Origin of the sequence: [Erwinia] mediterraneensis, from assembly GCF_900604315.1 — a bacterium.
In the GTDB taxonomy this organism is placed as follows: domain Bacteria; phylum Pseudomonadota; class Gammaproteobacteria; order Enterobacterales; family Enterobacteriaceae; genus Pantoea; species Pantoea mediterraneensis_A.
In genome coordinates this window covers 1,777,615-1,794,307 of the sequence record NZ_LR026978.1, presented here as the reverse complement: position 1 = coordinate 1,794,307, position 16,693 = coordinate 1,777,615, and the positions used below count along the sequence as shown (strand labels likewise).

8 protein-coding genes, 2 rRNA genes and 1 riboswitch are annotated in these 16,693 nt (G+C 55.5%); of the genes, 5 read left to right on the top strand and 5 right to left on the bottom strand.

All coding sequences use genetic code 11. From position 1 onward, the window contains the following. Positions 1–255 precede the first annotated feature (255 nt). Entirely contained in the window at positions 256–1,608 is a 1,353-nt protein-coding gene (lysC, locus tag E0E17_RS08385; RefSeq protein ID WP_130833309.1) for a lysine-sensitive aspartokinase 3, read from the bottom strand. Positions 1,609–1,726: 118 nt separating this feature from the next. After that, a riboswitch (Lysine riboswitch) is annotated at positions 1,727–1,920 on the bottom strand. Between the two features lie 440 nt (positions 1,921–2,360). Between lysC and pgi the strand changes: the two genes are divergently transcribed. The 5 genes from pgi (at position 2,361) to E0E17_RS08360 (ending at position 8,442) form a co-directional block, all read left to right on the top strand. Then, positions 2,361–4,007, top strand: coding sequence for a glucose-6-phosphate isomerase (pgi, locus tag E0E17_RS08380; RefSeq protein ID WP_130833307.1), 1,647 nt, complete (start codon positions 2,361–2,363; stop codon positions 4,005–4,007). Positions 4,008–4,641: 634 nt separating this feature from the next. Then, positions 4,642–4,890 carry an exopolysaccharide production protein YjbE gene (gene yjbE / locus E0E17_RS08375; RefSeq protein ID WP_130833305.1) on the top strand — a complete coding sequence of 83 codons (249 nt, stop codon included), beginning with the start codon at positions 4,642–4,644 and terminating at the stop codon, positions 4,888–4,890. Between the two features lie 74 nt (positions 4,891–4,964). Beyond that, positions 4,965–5,612, top strand: a complete 648-nt coding sequence (locus E0E17_RS08370) for a YjbF family lipoprotein (RefSeq protein WP_130833303.1) — start codon at positions 4,965–4,967, stop codon at positions 5,610–5,612. Further along, a complete protein-coding gene (locus tag E0E17_RS08365) occupies positions 5,609–6,352 on the top strand; it encodes a capsule biosynthesis GfcC D2 domain-containing protein (protein ID WP_130833301.1) in 744 nt (247 codons plus the stop codon). The genes E0E17_RS08370 and E0E17_RS08365 overlap by 4 nt, the downstream gene beginning before the upstream one ends. Then, a complete protein-coding gene (locus tag E0E17_RS08360; protein WP_130833299.1) occupies positions 6,352–8,442 on the top strand; it encodes a YjbH domain-containing protein in 2,091 nt (696 codons plus the stop codon). The genes E0E17_RS08365 and E0E17_RS08360 overlap by 1 nt, the downstream gene beginning before the upstream one ends. Positions 8,443–8,472: 30 nt before the next feature. Here the strand turns inward: E0E17_RS08360 and metH are convergent, their stop codons facing one another. The 4 genes from metH to E0E17_RS08340 form a co-directional block, all read right to left on the bottom strand. Then, positions 8,473–12,204, bottom strand: coding sequence for a methionine synthase (metH, locus tag E0E17_RS08355; RefSeq protein WP_130833298.1), 3,732 nt, complete (start codon positions 12,202–12,204; stop codon positions 8,473–8,475). Positions 12,205–12,251: 47 nt separating this feature from the next. Further along, positions 12,252–13,181 carry a homoserine O-acetyltransferase MetA gene (gene metA, locus E0E17_RS08350; RefSeq protein ID WP_130833296.1) on the bottom strand — a complete coding sequence of 310 codons (930 nt, stop codon included), beginning with the start codon at positions 13,179–13,181 and terminating at the stop codon, positions 12,252–12,254. A 358-nt stretch (positions 13,182–13,539) separates the two neighbouring features. After that, a 5S ribosomal RNA gene (rrf, locus tag E0E17_RS08345) occupies positions 13,540–13,655 on the bottom strand. 93 nt (positions 13,656–13,748) lie between these two features. Beyond that, positions 13,749–16,650: ribosomal RNA gene (locus E0E17_RS08340) — 23S ribosomal RNA — on the bottom strand. Positions 16,651–16,693: the final 43 nt, after the last annotated feature.

Sequence of the window (16,693 nt, the reverse complement as noted above, 5' to 3'; positions counted from 1 at the left end):
AAAAGTACGCTGCGCAGGGAACAACTGCGCTGGCGAAGGCGGGATCATAACATTTCGTTATAGCTGCGTAAGGCGTGGATAAAGGATGAGAAGAAAATGCGCAGTGACTGCTGCCGATCCGCTGAAGTATGTCGGATTACACTGCTCAACCCGGTCAATAATGGTTGATTGCACCGTATTACCCACCTGTTTTGCCTGCGAATAGCCAGTAAAAAGCCGGACATTGTCCGGCTTTAAGCGTGAAAACGCGCGTTGTTACTCAAACAGGTTCTGGTGCAGCGTACGTACCACGCTTTCTGCATCGCTGCCTGGCACCAGGAAACAGAGGTTGTAGCTGCTGGCACCGTAACAAATCAGACGCAGATTAAAGGGCTCCAGCACTCCAAACACTTCTTTACCCACGCCGCAGGCTTTCGACAGATTGTTGCCAATCAGCGCCACCAGCGCCAGATCCTCTTCCACCTCAACACGGCACAGCGAAGAGAGCTCGGTCAGCAGCGCCTGGGTCAGCAGACTGTCGCCGGTGGAGGTAGAGCCAGTGGTATCCAGCGTCAGTGCCACGCTCACTTCGGAGGTGGTAATCAGGTCGACGGAGATATTATGGCGCGCCAGAATGTTAAACACCTCAGCCAGGAAGCCACGAGCATGCAACATGTTCAGGCTGTGCAGCGTCAGCAGCGTCTGCTTGCGGCGCAGCGCCAGCGCGCGGAACAGCGGCGGATTCCGGGTTTCGTTGCAGACGCGCGTTCCCCCGGCGGCAGGATCCTTGCTGGAGCCGACAAACACCGGAATGCTGCTGCGCACGGCGGGCAGTAATGTCGCAGGATGCAGCACTTTGGCGCCAAAAGTCGCCATCTCCGCTGCTTCCTCAAAGGTAATTTCGTCGATGCGCTGCGCAGCAGGTACGATGCGCGGATCGGTGGTGTAGATGCCCGGCACATCGGTCCAGATATCGATACGCGCGGCTTTTAACGCCTCACCCAGCAGCGCGGCGGTATAGTCGCTGCCGCCGCGGCCCAGCGTGGTGGTGCGCCCTTTGCTCTCGCTGCCGATAAAGCCCTGAGTGATCACCAGCGACTGCTCAATGCGGGGCTGCAGCAACGCGCTCGCCTGCTCCGCCAGAACCTCAATATCCGGCTCGGCACGGCCAAAACGATCGTTGGTGCGGATTACCTTGCGCGCATCAAACCATTCAGCATTGACCTGACGTTCACGCAGAATTTCCACAAACAGCAGCGTCGACATCAGCTCGCCATGACTGACCAGCTCGTCGGTCAGCGCATTTGAAGTCGCCAGTGCGGCCGCTTCGGAAAGCATGGTGATGTTTTCCAGCATCCGATCGATTTCATCACGGATAACGCCGGGCTGCTGCAGGCGATCGATAATCGCATATTGAATACGACGGATTTCATCCAGCAGCCAGGCACGCTGTGCCGGCTCCTGGCCTTCAGAGAGCGCCACCAGCAGATTGGTTACGCCGGCGGAAGCAGACAGCACCACCAGACGCGTAGCGGGATCGGCCAGCACCACATCGGCGCTGCGGTTCATTGCATCAAAATCAGCAACACTGGTGCCGCCAAATTTGGCCACGATAAGAGATTGAGACATGTACTACCTCGTGTCAGGTTATATCGCTCCCTTCGGTTGCAGACCACGAACGGGAGTCATTCCATCAGCCTTGGCACAAGGAAAGAGCAGAAACGGGCAGACCAGATCAAAAGACGAGTCACCCAGAAGCGCCCCACCTTGCGAAACGTCCGACTGCGGACGCTTCTGGTGACAACCCAGGGGATTCAGCCCCTGTAGCCGACATACAGCACACCGCATGCTGTATTGCCTCGGCGTCGCACCCCCTGATGTGTTTTCCCCGGATACGGTTCCTCCAACACACTGCCTGGGCGACGCGCCTCTTCTGGCTTGCGCACGGTCGCGCAAGTAGCGGATTACAAATATCGGGTAATGTGCTCGCTGTCAACGACTGAGGCATAATTTTCCTGTAACAGCCAGGACGATGCCGAAAATCAGTGCCAGTAAAATCTGGCGTTGCCGTGATCAGCGGGCGGGCCTGCGGGGCATCAGCAGCGACCACCGCAGATTAAGCTGTCGCCGCAACCTTGTGCATGTCATAAAATTTTTTCCTTTCAATGATAAGAATGGTCATACTGAAACGCGAAGTGGCCTGCAGGCCGCGCCTGGATAATCGCCCTTTCCGGGAGACAGGCAGAAAAGTTGCGCTCTTCACGGCCACCGTGACGCAGAGCGCACATCTGAGCAGGGCCGTCAGCTGCAATGATCAGGTCGCCGCCAGCCAGATGACACCCGGATGGGATTAGGGTTTTTAAATCAACAAGAGTGTTGCCATGAAAAATATCAATCCGACACAAACCGCAGCCTGGAAAGCGCTGCAGCAGCATTTTGAACAGATGAAAACGGTGAAAATCGCCGACCTGTTCGCTCAGGATGCCGATCGTTTTGCGAAATTCTCCGCCACCTTTGATGATCAGATGCTGGTGGATTACTCCAAAAACCGTATTACGCAGGAAACCCTCGACAAACTGCAGGCGCTGGCGCAAGAGACCGATCTTGCCGGCGCCATTAAATCGATGTTCTCGGGTGAGAAGATCAACCGCACCGAAGAGCGCGCTGTTCTGCATGTTGCTCTGCGCAACCGCAGCAATACACCGATTCTGGTGGATGGCAAAGATGTGATGCCGGAAGTGAATGCGGTACTGGCGAAGATGAAAGAGTTTTCCCAGCGCATTATCAGCGGTGAGTGGAAAGGCTACACCGGGAAAGCGATCACGGATGTGGTCAACATCGGTATCGGCGGTTCTGATCTCGGTCCCTTTATGGTGACAGAAGCGCTGCGTCCTTATAAAAATCACCTGACCATGCATTTTGTCTCCAACGTGGACGGCACGCATATCGCCGAAACCCTGAAGAAGGTGGACCCGGAAACCACGCTGTTCCTCGTGGCCTCGAAAACCTTTACCACCCAGGAAACCATGACCAATGCCCACAGCGCGCGTGACTGGTTCCTGAAAGCGGCAGGCGATGAGCAGCATGTGGCGAAACACTTTGCAGCCCTCTCCACCAACGCCAAAGCGGTGGGTGACTTCGGCATCGATACCGCTAACATGTTTGAATTCTGGGACTGGGTAGGCGGACGTTATTCACTCTGGTCAGCTATTGGTCTCTCCATCATTCTTTCCATCGGCTTCGATAACTTTGAGCAACTGCTGAGTGGCGCGCACGCCATGGATCAGCACTTCGCCACGACCCCGGCGGAACAGAACCTGCCGGTGCTGCTGGCGCTGATCGGCATCTGGTACAACAACTTCTTTGGTGCGGAAACCGAGGCGATCCTGCCTTACGATCAATATATGCATCGCTTTGCCGCCTATTTCCAGCAGGGCAATATGGAGTCAAACGGCAAATATGTTGACCGCGACGGCAACCCGGTGGACTACCAGACAGGTCCGATCATCTGGGGCGAGCCGGGGACAAATGGCCAGCACGCCTTTTATCAGCTGATTCACCAGGGCACCAAACTGGTTCCCTGTGACTTTATCGCACCGGCGATTACCCATAACGCGCTGTCCGATCACCATCCGAAACTGCTCTCCAACTTCTTTGCCCAGACCGAAGCCCTGGCGTTTGGCAAGTCCCGTGAAGTGGTAGAGAAAGAGTTTGCCGATGCCGGTAAAAGCGCAGAGTCGGTCGCCCATATCGTGCCGTTCAAGGTGTTTGAAGGCAACCGCCCGACTAACTCCATTCTGCTGCGTGAAATTACCCCTTACAGCCTGGGTGCGCTGATTGCTCTGTATGAGCATAAAATCTTCACTCAGGGGGCGATCCTGAATATCTATACCTTCGATCAGTGGGGCGTAGAATTAGGGAAACAGCTGGCGAACCGTATTTTACCGGAGCTGGAAAACGACAGTAATATCGAAAGTCATGACAGCTCGACAAATGGTTTAATTAACCGTTATAAAGCCTGGCGTTAATTGCCACCGGCGGGATTGATGCAAATGCCAGTCACTCAGGTGACTGGCATTTTTTTATGCGCTTTTTATTTTCCCGCTTTTCCTGGACGCAGGTCACCGTCGCGACCGGATTAAGTCCAGCGCTCATCAGAGATGATCGCTAACCCCGACAAGGGCAGTGCGTTCTATCCGTTAAAAGACCTTATATTTCCTCTGATTATAACCTGATCCGTACCATCGCCATGGATAATTCTTAAAATAGCCGGATCTAAATGCGGAAAACCTGAAATTAATCTGAAACCACTCTGACTATTTGTGGCCCTGATTGTCAGGTAACGTAAAACTTAGCCCCTGATTAATAAAGAAATAGATTTTCATAATGCTGAGGTAAATCCGAAATAGCTGTTTTTATTGTGTTTTTTCTTTAAAAAGCATCTTATTCCAGGCTTAATGATATTCGCAAATTAAATTACGAAATTAAGCCGACGCACCCAGGCATAAACTCCACCTATAAAGCATCTCACCCTATTTTTGCCAGGATAGAATCCATTTTCTGCCCTCTTCCACTCACGCTGAACTCTGATAATTTGTTGCCCTATACTGACCGCGCCCGAACGGGTAAATCCTCCATTCCTTTAATGCAGGACATGTTGTTATGAAAAAAGTGATAGCTGCAGGTGCAGCGCTTATTTACCTGGCCTTCTCTTCTACGGCATTTGCTGCGCCGGAAGAAGCAGGGGTAGCCGCAGGAGCGCAGGCGGAAGCCGTTTCCGCAGGCGCCTCTACGACGCTGGGTATCGGCGCCCTGGGGGCGTTGGCGGGTATCGGTCTTGCCACTGCAGGTGGCGGCGACGGATCTAATACCGGCACCACCACGACCACCACCACAAGCACTCTGCATTAACGCAGGGCTTTAAACATAACCACACGTTCGTGTGGTTATTTTCCGGGTTTGTTCGATTTTATCAGGGATACGCTGTGCGCCAACTTTCTCTGTTGCTGTTTTGCCTGCTGCTGCAGGCCTGCACACAAACGCAAAAAGGGTTAATAGAGACCGCCAGACTGGCGGTTAACGGGCCGGATGACGTCACGGTCAGCGATGAGCAGGTGCGGGCACTGCCTTACGCCAGCATGTATGCCCATATTAACCAGGGACCGCGAATTTTTATCGTACTCGGCTACAACGAAAACGGGCAGCAAAAATGGATCACCCAGGACAGAGCAATGCTGGTGACCCAACATGGTCGCCTGGTGAAAACGCTCGGGCTGACAGATAACCTGCAACAGGTCAGCAATCTCAGCCAGGATCCCCTCGCCGACGCGCTGCATCTGCAACAGGATACGCAATGGACACGCATCATGCGCTGGAGCGAGCAAGGCAATACGCGCGCCGGTACGGCAGTATCACGCTTTCGTCGTGGCGATGATGAGGTGCTGACCCTGGCCGGCAATTCTGTCCCCTGTCGCGTCTGGCATGAAGCGGTGAGTATCGCTGCCAGCGGCGCTGAGTGGGAAAACACCTTCTGGATCGATAACCGTAGCGGCGAAGTGGTGCAGGCGCGACAGATGCTGGGCGCCGCGACCTTCCCGATTGATACCACCATTCTCAAGCCGGCGAAATCATGAAAAATATAATGTCTCTGCTGGCCGGTCTGGCCTTTTGCGGCTCTGCCGTGGCGCTGGCGGACAGCCAGGTCACTGTTCATTATCCGGGTAATAGTGCCACCGTCCAGGTAGACCATGCGCAGGATCTGGCAACCCTGTTAGCCAGTCCGGCGCTGGCGGGTCGCAGCTGGTGGCCCGGCACACTGATTGCGGAACATGGCGCTACCGCCATTGCACAGCAGCACTATCAACAGACGCTGGCCGCACTACGCGCCTGGCAGGCGCAGACCGATGGCGAACGCGCCGCAGCGATTGGCCAGGTGATTCAGCAGCTGAGCCGCTTACGGGTAACCGGACGGCAGTTTACCCCGCTCGACCCTGACTGGGTGCGTATCCGGCCAGAAGCCAACCGCCGCCTGAAAGGGCGTTACGATGTCTATACGCTGGATCAGCCTGACAGCGTGCTGCTGGTGGGCGCGATCGCCGATGCCGGTGCGGTCAGCTGGCAGCCGGGACGTGACGTCCGGGATTACCTTGAAGGGCACGCGCGTCTCGCCGGCGCGGAAAAAAGCGTCGTGACCGTGATTACGCCCGCCGGTGCTACCCTCCAGGTTCCTGTGGCGTACTTTAATCACCGCTATGCCGAGGTTGAGCCAGGCAGCACGCTGTTTGTGGGCTTCTCTGACGGGAGCCTGCCACACGCCTTTGCCGATCTGAACAGCCGCATTCTTACCGTTCTGACTCACCGGATCCCGGACTGATGAAAAAACATAATCTTCTCAGCCTGCTGGCTGTTTCCGTCGCCGCCGCTTTTCCGGCGCAGGCCACCCTCTGGTCCGAACCGCCCGGCCCTTCACAATCCGATTTTGGCGGCGTCGGTCTGCTGCAGACGCCCACGGCGCGAATGGCGCGCGAGGGTGAATTCAGCCTGAACTTTCGTGATAACGATCAGTACCGCTACTATTCTGCGTCGATCCAGCTGTTTCCCTGGCTGGAGACAACCGTGCGTTATACCGACGTCCGCACCCGCCGTTACAGCGCGGTAGACAACTTCAGCGGCACGCAGAGCTATAAAGATAAAGCCTTTGACCTCAAGCTGCGGCTGTGGGAAGAGAGCTACTGGCTGCCGCAGGTGGCCGCAGGAACGCGTGACCTTGGCGGCACCGGCCTGTTTGACAGCGAATATCTGGTGGCCAGCAAAGCCTGGGGACCGCTGGATTTCACCTTCGGCATCGCCTGGGGCTATCTCGGCAACAGCGGTTCGATCACCAACCCGTTCTGCTCTTACAGCGACAGTTTCTGTAACCGCTCCGGCAATGGGACTGCCGGCTCCATCGACGGTTCACAGATGTTCCACGGCCCGGCGGCGCTGTTTGGCGGCGTTGAGTATCAGACGCCGTGGCAGCCGTTGCGCCTGAAACTGGAATATGAAGGCAATGATTACCAGAGTGATTTTGCCGGCCGCCTGGAGCAACGCAGTAAGGTCAACGTCGGGGCGGTCTACCGCCTGACCGACTGGGCTGACATTAACGCCAGCTATGAGCGCGGCAACACCTTTATGTTCGGCATTACCGTGCGCACTAACTTTAACGATTTGCGCCAGTCGCATCTTGATGCTGCCCGCCCGGCGTATGATCCGCACCCGCAGGAGAAGCTGCTGCAGCCCACGGTGGTGGCAGACCAGCTCACCGCGCTGAAATATAACGCCGGGCTCAACGGACCGCGGATTCAGACCAAAGGCAACACGCTTTATGTGACGGGCGAGCAGTCTAAATATCGCGATACGCGTGAAGGGGTCGATCGCGCCAATCGTATTATGATGAACCATCTGCCTGCAGGCATCGATACGCTACGCGTCACCGAAACGCGCTTTAATATGCCGCAGGTGACGACCGAAACGGATGTGGCCAGCCTGCATCAGGCGCTGAGCGGTTACCCGCTGGGACATGAGCAGACGCTGCAGCAGAAGCGCATAAATCCCGTCGATCCCGGTGAAACAGAGCAGGGCTTCTTTATCCGTAAAGATCGCTTTAACTTCAGTGTGTCGCCGGTTCTCAATCAGTCGGTGGGCGGACCGGAAAGTTTTTACATGTACCAGGCGGGCGTGATGGGCAACGCCGAATTCTGGCTGACAAAACATCTGCTGCTGAGCGGCAGCCTGTTTGGCAACATCGCCAACAATTACGATAAGTTCAACTACAACGGCGCCCCTGCCGACTCTTCATTACCGCGCGTGCGCACCCATATCCGCGACTACGTAGCAAATAACGTCTACGTCAACGATCTGCAGGCCAACTATATGGGTTACCTCGGGGGCAACGTCTATGGCCAGCTCTATGGCGGCTATCTGGAAACCATGTATGGCGGCGCAGGCGCTGAACTGTTGTGGCGGCCGGTAGACAGCAACTGGGCGCTGGGGCTGGATGTCAACTACGTGAAGCAGCGTGACTGGGACAACATGATGCAGTTCACCGACTATAAAGCCGCCACCGGCAACCTTACCGCGTACTGGCGTCCCTGGTTTATGCAGGATCTGGTAGTGAAAGCCAGCGTGGGCCAGTATCTGGCGAAAGACAAAGGCGCAACGCTGGATGTGTCGAAGCGCTTTGACAGCGGCGTTATGGTGGGCGTTTATGCCACACGCACCAATGTCTCAGCGGAAGAGTATGGCGAAGGCGATTTTACCAAGGGCTTCTATATTTCGGTGCCGATGGATCTCTTTACCGTAACGCCGAGCCGTGGCCGTGCGCAGATCAACTGGGTGCCGTTGACCCGCGACGGTGGCCAGATCCTGGGCCGCAAATATCAGCTCTATGATTTAACGTCAGATCGTGACGCGCGTTTTAACTGACAGCAGGGCGGCAGCGATGCTGCCCTTTTTTTACTCTGCGTCATAGCCGAGATTCGGTGCCAGCCAGCGCTCTACCTCACTTACCGCCATCCCTTTACGCGCTGCATAATCTTCTACCTGATCGCGCTGTATCTGCGCCACGGCAAAATATTTGCTTTCCGGATGACTGAAGTACCAGCCAGAGACGGAAGCGCCCGGCCACATCGCAAAGGACTCGGTCAGCTGCATACCGGTGTGTTTTTCCACATCCAGTAACTGCCAGATAATCGCTTTCTCGGTATGCTCCGGACAGGCGGGATAGCCTGGTGCCGGACGAATGCCCTGATAATTTTCCCGTACCAGCTCTTCGTTGCTCAGGTTTTCATGCGCGGCATAGCCCCAGATCACCTTACGTACCCGCTCATGCAGGTACTCAGCAAAGGCTTCTGCCAGGCGGTCTGCAATGGCCTTCACCATGATTTTATTGTAATCATCATGCTGACGCTCATAGGCCTCCGCCAGCGCATCCTCTTCCAGCCCGCCCGTAACGGCAAAGGCACCGAGGTAATCCGCTTTGCCGCTCGCTTTCGGTGCCACGAAATCCGCCAGGCAGTAGTTCGCAAAGCCGTTTTTCTCCGTCTGCTGACGTAAGTGGTGACTCACACACAACACCTGCTGCCGACTCTCATCAGTGTAGATTTCAATATCGTCGCCTGTACGGTTGGCCGGGAAAATGCCGACCACGCCGCGTGGCTTTAAGGTGCCCTGCGCGCTGAGCTTATCAAGTAGCGCGTTGGCATCGGCAAACAGACGCTGCGCTTCCTCACCCACCACCTCATCTTCCAGGATGCGCGGATATTTCCCTGCCAGTGACCAGGTTAAAAAGAACGGCGTCCAGTCGATATAGTTACGCAGCGTATCGATGCTGGCTTCCACCGCGCTGACGCCCAAACGGTGCGCTACCGGCGGCGTATAGTTTTCCCAATCGAACTGCTGAGCATTTTCCCGCGCCGCCTGCAAGGTCACCGGTGGCGTGCGTGGTTTTTTCCGCGCATGTTGCGTACGTACCGTCTCGTACTCTTTACGCGTACGCGTGACAAAATCCGCTTTTAACGTGTCGGACAGCAGCGACGAGACCACTCCGACCGTACGTGAAGCATTTTGCACATAAACTGTCGGGCCGCTGTAGTTCTGCTCGATTTTCACCGCCGTGTGCGCTTTTGAGGTTGTCGCGCCGCCAATCAGCAGCGGCAGGGTGAAGCCCTGACGCTCCATCTCTTTCGCCACGTTGACCATCTCATCCAGCGACGGTGTGATCAGACCGGAGAGGCCGATAATATCGGCGTTCACGTCACGCGCGGTTTTCAGGATCTTCTCGGCGGGCACCATCACACCGAGGTCAATAATCTCGTAGTTGTTGCATTGCAGCACCACGCCAACGATATTCTTGCCGATATCGTGGACATCGCCTTTTACCGTTGCCAGCACGATTTTGCCATTGCTTTTACCGACCTCTTTGCTGGCTTCAATAAAGGGCTCCAGCCAGGCCACCGCCTGCTTCATGACGCGCGCCGACTTCACCACCTGCGGAAGGAACATTTTCCCTTCGCCGAAAAGATCGCCAACCACGTTCATGCCCGCCATCAACGGCCCTTCGATCACTTCAATCGGACGGGCAAAAAGATGGCGTGCTTCTTCCGTATCCTGCTCGATAAATTCGGTGATGCCTTTTACCAGTGCGTACTCCAGCCGCTTCACCACATCCCAGCTACGCCATTCGGCCTGCTGCTTATCTTCCGCCCCCTGATCTTTGCTGCTGCGATATTTTTCCGCCAGCGCCAGTAAACGCTCGGTGCCATCAGGCCGACGGTTGAGAATGACATCTTCTACGGCATCACGCAGTTCGCCAGGCAGATCGTCATAAATTGCCAGCTGCCCGGCATTAACGATCCCCATATCCATGCCGTTGCGGATGGCATAATAAAGAAATACCGCATGGATCGCTTCGCGCACCGGGTCGTTACCCCGGAAAGAGAAGGAGACGTTAGAAACGCCGCCGGAGATCAGCGCATGGGGCAGTTCGCGTTTGATATCTTCGCAGGCACCGATGAAATCCATCGCATAGTTATTATGTTCATCGATACCGGTGGCGACCGCGAAAATATTCGGGTCAAAAATGATGTCTTCTGGTGGGAAGCCGACCTGCTCAGTCAGAATCCGATAAGCACGGCGACAGATCTCAATTTTACGTGCGCGTGTATCAGCCTGTCCCTCTTCATCAAAGGCCATCACCACCATGGCCGCGCCATAGCGGCGCACCTGACGTGCATGTTGAATAAAGGCCTCTTCGCCCTCTTTCATCGAAATGGAGTTAACGATGCCCTTGCCCTGAATACATTGCAGCCCCTTTTCAATCACCTCCCACTTCGAGGAGTCGATCATGATCGGTACACGGGCAATATCGGGTTCACCGGCGATCAGGTTAAGGAAACGCACCATCGCCGCTTCGGCGTCGAGCATGCCCTCATCCATGTTAATGTCGATGATCTGCGCGCCGCTCTCCACCTGCTGACGCGCCACTTCCAGCGCTTCGTGATACTTCTCTTCTTTGATCAGGCGTTTGAACTTAGCCGAACCGGTAACGTTAGTACGCTCACCCACGTTGACGAACAGCGAGTCGGCGCCAATATTCAGCGGCTCAAGGCCAGAGAGGCGACAAGCCACCGGCAGTTCCGGCAGCTGACGGGGTTTCTGGTTCGCGACCGCATCTGCAATCGCGGCAATGTGCGCCGGGGTGGTGCCACAGCAGCCGCCCACAATATTCAGGAAGCCAGCCTGCGCCCATTCGCCTATCTGCTGCGCCATCACGCTGGCATCAAGATCGTATTCACCAAAGGCGTTCGGCAAACCGGCGTTCGGGTGGGCGCTGACATAGCACTCAGCGATGCGCGACAGTTCCGCAACATACTGACGCAGTTCATCTGGACCCAGCGCGCAGTTCAGACCAAAGGCGAGCGGCTCGGCGTGGCGCAGCGAGTTATAAAACGCTTCTGTCGTCTGGCCTGTCAGCGTACGTCCTGAGGCATCCGTGATGGTGCCAGAGATCATCAGCGGCAGTTCGACACCCAGCGCTTCCATTTCACTCTGTACGGCATAGATCGCCGCTTTGGCGTTCAGCGTATCGAACACCGTTTCAATCATAATCAGGTCGACACCGCCTTCGATCAGCGCGCGCGTTGATTCCCGGTATGCCGCCGCCAGCTGGTTAAAGGTGATATTACGGAATGCGGGATCGTTGACGTCAGGTGAGATGGAGCAGGTACGGTTAGTGGGACCCAGTACTCCGGCAACATAACGCGGACGTTCCGGCGTTTTTGCGCTCCACTCGTCGGCGCAGGCACGCGCCAGTTTTGCCGCTGCATAGTTAATCTCTGCCGACAGCGCCTCCATCTGGTAATCCGCCATGGCGATAGAAGTGGCATTAAAGGTGTTGGTTTCCAGAATGTCAGCACCTGCAGCGAGGTAAGCGTGATGGATTTCACTGATGACCTCCGGCTTACTCAGCACCAGCAAGTCGTTATTGCCTTTAAGATCGCAGGGCCAGTCGGCAAAACGTGTGCCGCGAAAATCTTGCTCATCCAGTCGGTAACTCTGGATCATGGTGCCCATACCGCCATCCAGCACCATAATGCGTCGGGCGAGCTGCTGGTGCAGCGCTTCGGTTCTGTTACTCACTCTTGCCTCATTCACGTCAATCGCCTGGCTGAAATGCCAGCCTGACATACTGGCACATCTTCCAGGCGGGTAAAAGCGACCTTACTTTTACGGTATTAGTCGAGGGTAGGATTCATATGGCGCAGATCGAATGGCGTGATCTGATAGACGTAGTAGTTCAGCCAGTTGGAAAACAGCAGGTTGCCATGGCTGCGCCAGGTGGCTCGCGGCGGCAGCGCCGGGTTGTCCTGCGGAAAGTAATTCCACGGCACTTCCGGCTGCAGACCCGCCTCGCTATCGCGTTGATATTCGCCAGACAGCGTGAGCGCATCATATTCCGGATGGCCGGTAACAAATACCAGACGCTTATCTTTGCTCGCCAGCAGATAGGCTCCGGTTTCCTCCGACTCGGCAAAGAGTTCCAGATCGGTGTAATCACGGATCAGCTGCGACGGGAAATCAGCGTAACGTGAATGCGGCGCGAGGAAGCTATCATCAAAGCCGCGTGTCAGCAGTGCATGTGGATGCAGAATCTGATGTTCGTATACACCTGACAGCTTGCGTTTCCGGGTCTGCTTGGGGATGCCGTAGAGGATGTTCAGCGCAGCCTGTACCGCCCAGCAGACAAACAGCGTAGAGGTGACATGCTCTTTTGCCCAGTGTAACACCCGCTGGATTTGCGGCCACCAGGCCACATCATTGAAATCGATCAACCCCAGCGGCGCGCCGGTGACGATCAGGCCATCAAAGTTGTCATGCTGGATATCCTCAAAGTTACAGTAAAAGTTATTGAGGTGTTCCATCGGCGTATTACGCGATTCCCGGCTGTCGATACGCAGCAGCTGAATATCGATCTGCAACGGCGAATTGGATAACAGGCGCAGGAACTGATTTTCCGTCTCAATCTTCTTCGGCATCAGATTGAGTATCAACACTTTTAACGGACGGATCTCCTGAACACTGGCGCGTGATGAGGTCATCACAAAGACATTCTCATTGCGCAAAAAGTTAACTGCCGGTAATTCGTCGGGGATCCTGATGGGCATAACCTGCTTACCTCTTTACAACCGTATAAACGTTTAGACATCCAGATGCCCAACATTAGCCTGGCGTTCCTCCAATGTCGAGCCTTCATGCAGAATATGAAAATGTTTCAGCTTATCGTGGCAAAAGGCTGCCAGAGAAGAGAGTAATGAGCTGGTGAACAGCATAAATGGGCCGGAACAGCAAGGTATGTCGCTCAGAAGACAGTCGGAATAGCGCTGTTGAGGGTAATAAGAAGAAAATGATGAAGTTATTCAGAAAGATCGTGCTGCGGGGCGGGCGAAGCTGCAGGCAGTAAGCCGTCCTGTGTGCAGACGAAAAAGCCCCGTACTTGCGTACGGGGCTCTGTCGTGTATGGATGCCTGGCAGTTCCCTACTCTCGCATGGGGAGACCCCACACTACCATCGGCGCTACGGCGTTTCACTTCTGAGTTCGGCATGGGTTCAGGTGGGACCACCGCGCTCTGGCCGCCAGGCAAATTCTGTTGTCGCGCCGCCCGCAGGCCGCACAACGTATCCGGGTAACAAACTGAAAATCGCGTCTCTCACCAAAACGCCTCTGGCGTTGTAAGGTTAAGCCTCACGGGTCATTAGTACCGGTCAGCTCAATGCATCGCTGCACTTACACATCCGGCCTATCAACGTCGTCGTCTTCAACGTCCCTTCAGGACCCTTAAAGGGTCAGGGAGAACTCATCTCGGGGCAAGTTTCGTGCTTAGATGCTTTCAGCACTTATCTCTTCCGCACTTAGCTACCGGGCAATGCCACTGGCGTGACAACCCGGACACCAGCGGTGCGTCCACTCCGGTCCTCTCGTACTAGGAGCAGCCCCCCTCAGTTCTCCAGCGCCCACGGCAGATAGGGACCGAACTGTCTCACGACGTTCTAAACCCAGCTCGCGTACCACTTTAAATGGCGAACAGCCATACCCTTGGGACCTACTTCAGCCCCAGGATGTGATGAGCCGACATCGAGGTGCCAAACACCGCCGTCGATATGAACTCTTGGGCGGTATCAGCCTGTTATCCCCGGAGTACCTTTTATCCGTTGAGCGATGGCCCTTCCATACAGAACCACCGGATCACTAAGACCTGCTTTCGCACCTGCTCGCGCCGTCACGCTCGCAGTCAAGCGGGCTTATGCCTTTGCACTAACCTCACGATGTCCGACCGTGATTAGCCCACCTTCGTGCTCCTCCGTTACGCTTTGGGAGGAGACCGCCCCAGTCAAACTACCCACCAGACACTGTCCCCACGCCGGATCACGGCGCCAGGTTAGAACATCAAACATTAAAGGGTGGTATTTCAAGGATGGCTCCACGCAGACTGGCGTCCGCGCTTCAAAGCCTCCCACCTATCCTGCACATCAAGGCTCAATGTTCAGTGTCAAGCTGTAGTAAAGGTTCACGGGGTCTTTCCGTCTTGCCGCGGGTACACTGCATCTTCACAGCGAGTTCAATTTCACTGAGTCCCGGGTGGAGACAGCCTGGCCATCATTACGCCATTCGTGCAGGTCGGAACTTACCCGACAAGGAATTTCGCTACCTTAGGACCGTTATAGTTACGGCCGCCGTTTACCGGGGCTTCGATCAGGAGCTTCGCCTTGCGGCTGACCCCATCAATTAACCTTCCGGCACCGGGCAGGCGTCACACCGTATACGTCCACTTTCGTGTTTGCACAGTGCTGTGTTTTTAATAAACAGTTGCAGCCAGCTGGTATCTTCGACTGGCTTCGGCTCCGGGAGCAAGTCCCCTCACCTACATGCCAGCGTGCCTTCTCCCGAAGTTACGGCACCATTTTGCCTAGTTCCTTCACCCGGGTTCTCTCAAGCGCCTTGGTATTCTCTACCTGACCACCTGTGTCGGTTTGGGGTACGATTTCGTGTTACCTGGAGCTTAGAGGCTTTTCCTGGAAGCAGGGTATCAGTTACTTCAGCACCGTAGTGCCTCGTCATCACGCCTCAGCCTTGATTTTCCGGATTTGCCTGGAAAACCAGCCTACACGCTTAAACCGGGACAACCGTCGCCCGGCTAACCTGACCTTCTCCGTCCCCCCTTCGCAGTAACACCAAGTACAGGAATATTAACCTGTTTCCCATCGACTACGCCTTTCGGCCTCGCCTTAGGGGTCGACTCACCCTGCCCCGATTAACGTTGGACAGGAACCCTTGGTCTTCCGGCGAGCGGGCTTTTCACCCGCTTTATCGTTACTTATGTCAGCATTCGCACTTCTGATACCTCCAGCATGCCTCACAGCACACCTTCAGCGGCTTACAGAACGCTCCCCTACCCAGCAACACACAGTGTCACTGCCGCAGCTTCGGTGCATGGTTTAGCCCCGTTACATCTTCCGCGCAGGCCGACTCGACCAGTGAGCTATTACGCTTTCTTTAAATGATGGCTGCTTCTAAGCCAACATCCTGGCTGTCTGGGCCTTCCCACATCGTTTCCCACTTAACCATGACTTTGGGACCTTAGCTGGCGGTCTGGGTTGTTTCCCTCTTCACGACGGACGTTAGCACCCGCCGTGTGTCTCCCGTGATAACATTCTCCGGTATTCGCAGTTTGCATCGGGTTGGTAAGCCGGGATGGCCCCCTAGCCGAAACAGTGCTCTACCCCCGGAGATGAATTCACGAGGCGCTACCTAAATAGCTTTCGGGGAGAACCAGCTATCTCCCGGTTTGATTGGCCTTTCACCCCCAGCCACAGGTCATCCGCTAATTTTTCAACATTAGTCGGTTCGGTCCTCCAGTTAGTGTTACCCAACCTTCAACCTGCCCATGGCTAGATCACCGGGTTTCGGGTCTATACCCTGCAACTTAACGCCCGGTTAAGACTCGGTTTCCCTGCGGCTCCCCTATACGGTTAACCTTGCTACAGAATATAAGTCGCTGACCCATTATACAAAAGGTACGCAGTCACCCCATAAAGAGGCTCCCACTGCTTGTACGTACACGGTTTCAGGTTCTGTTTCACTCCCCTCGCCGGGGTTCTTTTCGCCTTTCCCTCACGGTACTGGTTCACTATCGGTCAGTCAGGAGTATTTAGCCTTGGAGGATGGTCCCCCCATCTTCAGACAGGATATCACGTGTCCCGCCCTACTCATCGAGCTCACAGCATCTGTGCCTTCGTGTACGGGACTGTCACCCTGTACCGTGCGCCTTTCCAGACGCTTCCACTGACACACATGCTGATTCAGGCTCTGGGCTGCTCCCCGTTCGCTCGCCGCTACTGGGGGAATCTCGGTTGATTTCTTTTCCTCGGGGTACTTAGATGTTTCAGTTCCCCCGGTTCGCCTCGCAACACTATGTATTCATGTTGCGATGATGCACTGAGTGCACCGGGTTTCCCCATTCGGACATCGCCGGGTCAAAGGTTCATATCACCTCGCCGGCGCTTTTCGCAGATTAGCACGTCCTTCATCGCCTCTGACTGCCAGGGCATCCACCGTGTACGCTTGTTCGCTTAACCTCACAACCCACAGACGTTTCGCTGTCGCGACCCGTGTTGCGGA

Excerpts from the sequence above, each read along its gene's own strand:
- yjbE (WP_130833305.1), top strand. The coding sequence starts at position 4,642 with ATGAAAAAAGTGATAGCTGCAGGTGCAGCGCTTATTTACCTGGCCTTC.
- metA (WP_130833296.1), bottom strand. The coding sequence starts at position 13,181 with ATGCCCATCAGGATCCCCGACGAATTACCGGCAGTTAACTTTTTGCGC.
- E0E17_RS08365 (WP_130833301.1), top strand. The coding sequence starts at position 5,609 with ATGAAAAATATAATGTCTCTGCTGGCCGGTCTGGCCTTTTGCGGCTCT.
- metH (WP_130833298.1), bottom strand. The coding sequence starts at position 12,204 with ATGTCAGGCTGGCATTTCAGCCAGGCGATTGACGTGAATGAGGCAAGA.
- pgi (WP_130833307.1), top strand. The coding sequence starts at position 2,361 with ATGAAAAATATCAATCCGACACAAACCGCAGCCTGGAAAGCGCTGCAG.
- lysC (WP_130833309.1), bottom strand. The coding sequence starts at position 1,608 with ATGTCTCAATCTCTTATCGTGGCCAAATTTGGCGGCACCAGTGTTGCT.
- E0E17_RS08360 (WP_130833299.1), top strand. The coding sequence starts at position 6,352 with ATGAAAAAACATAATCTTCTCAGCCTGCTGGCTGTTTCCGTCGCCGCC.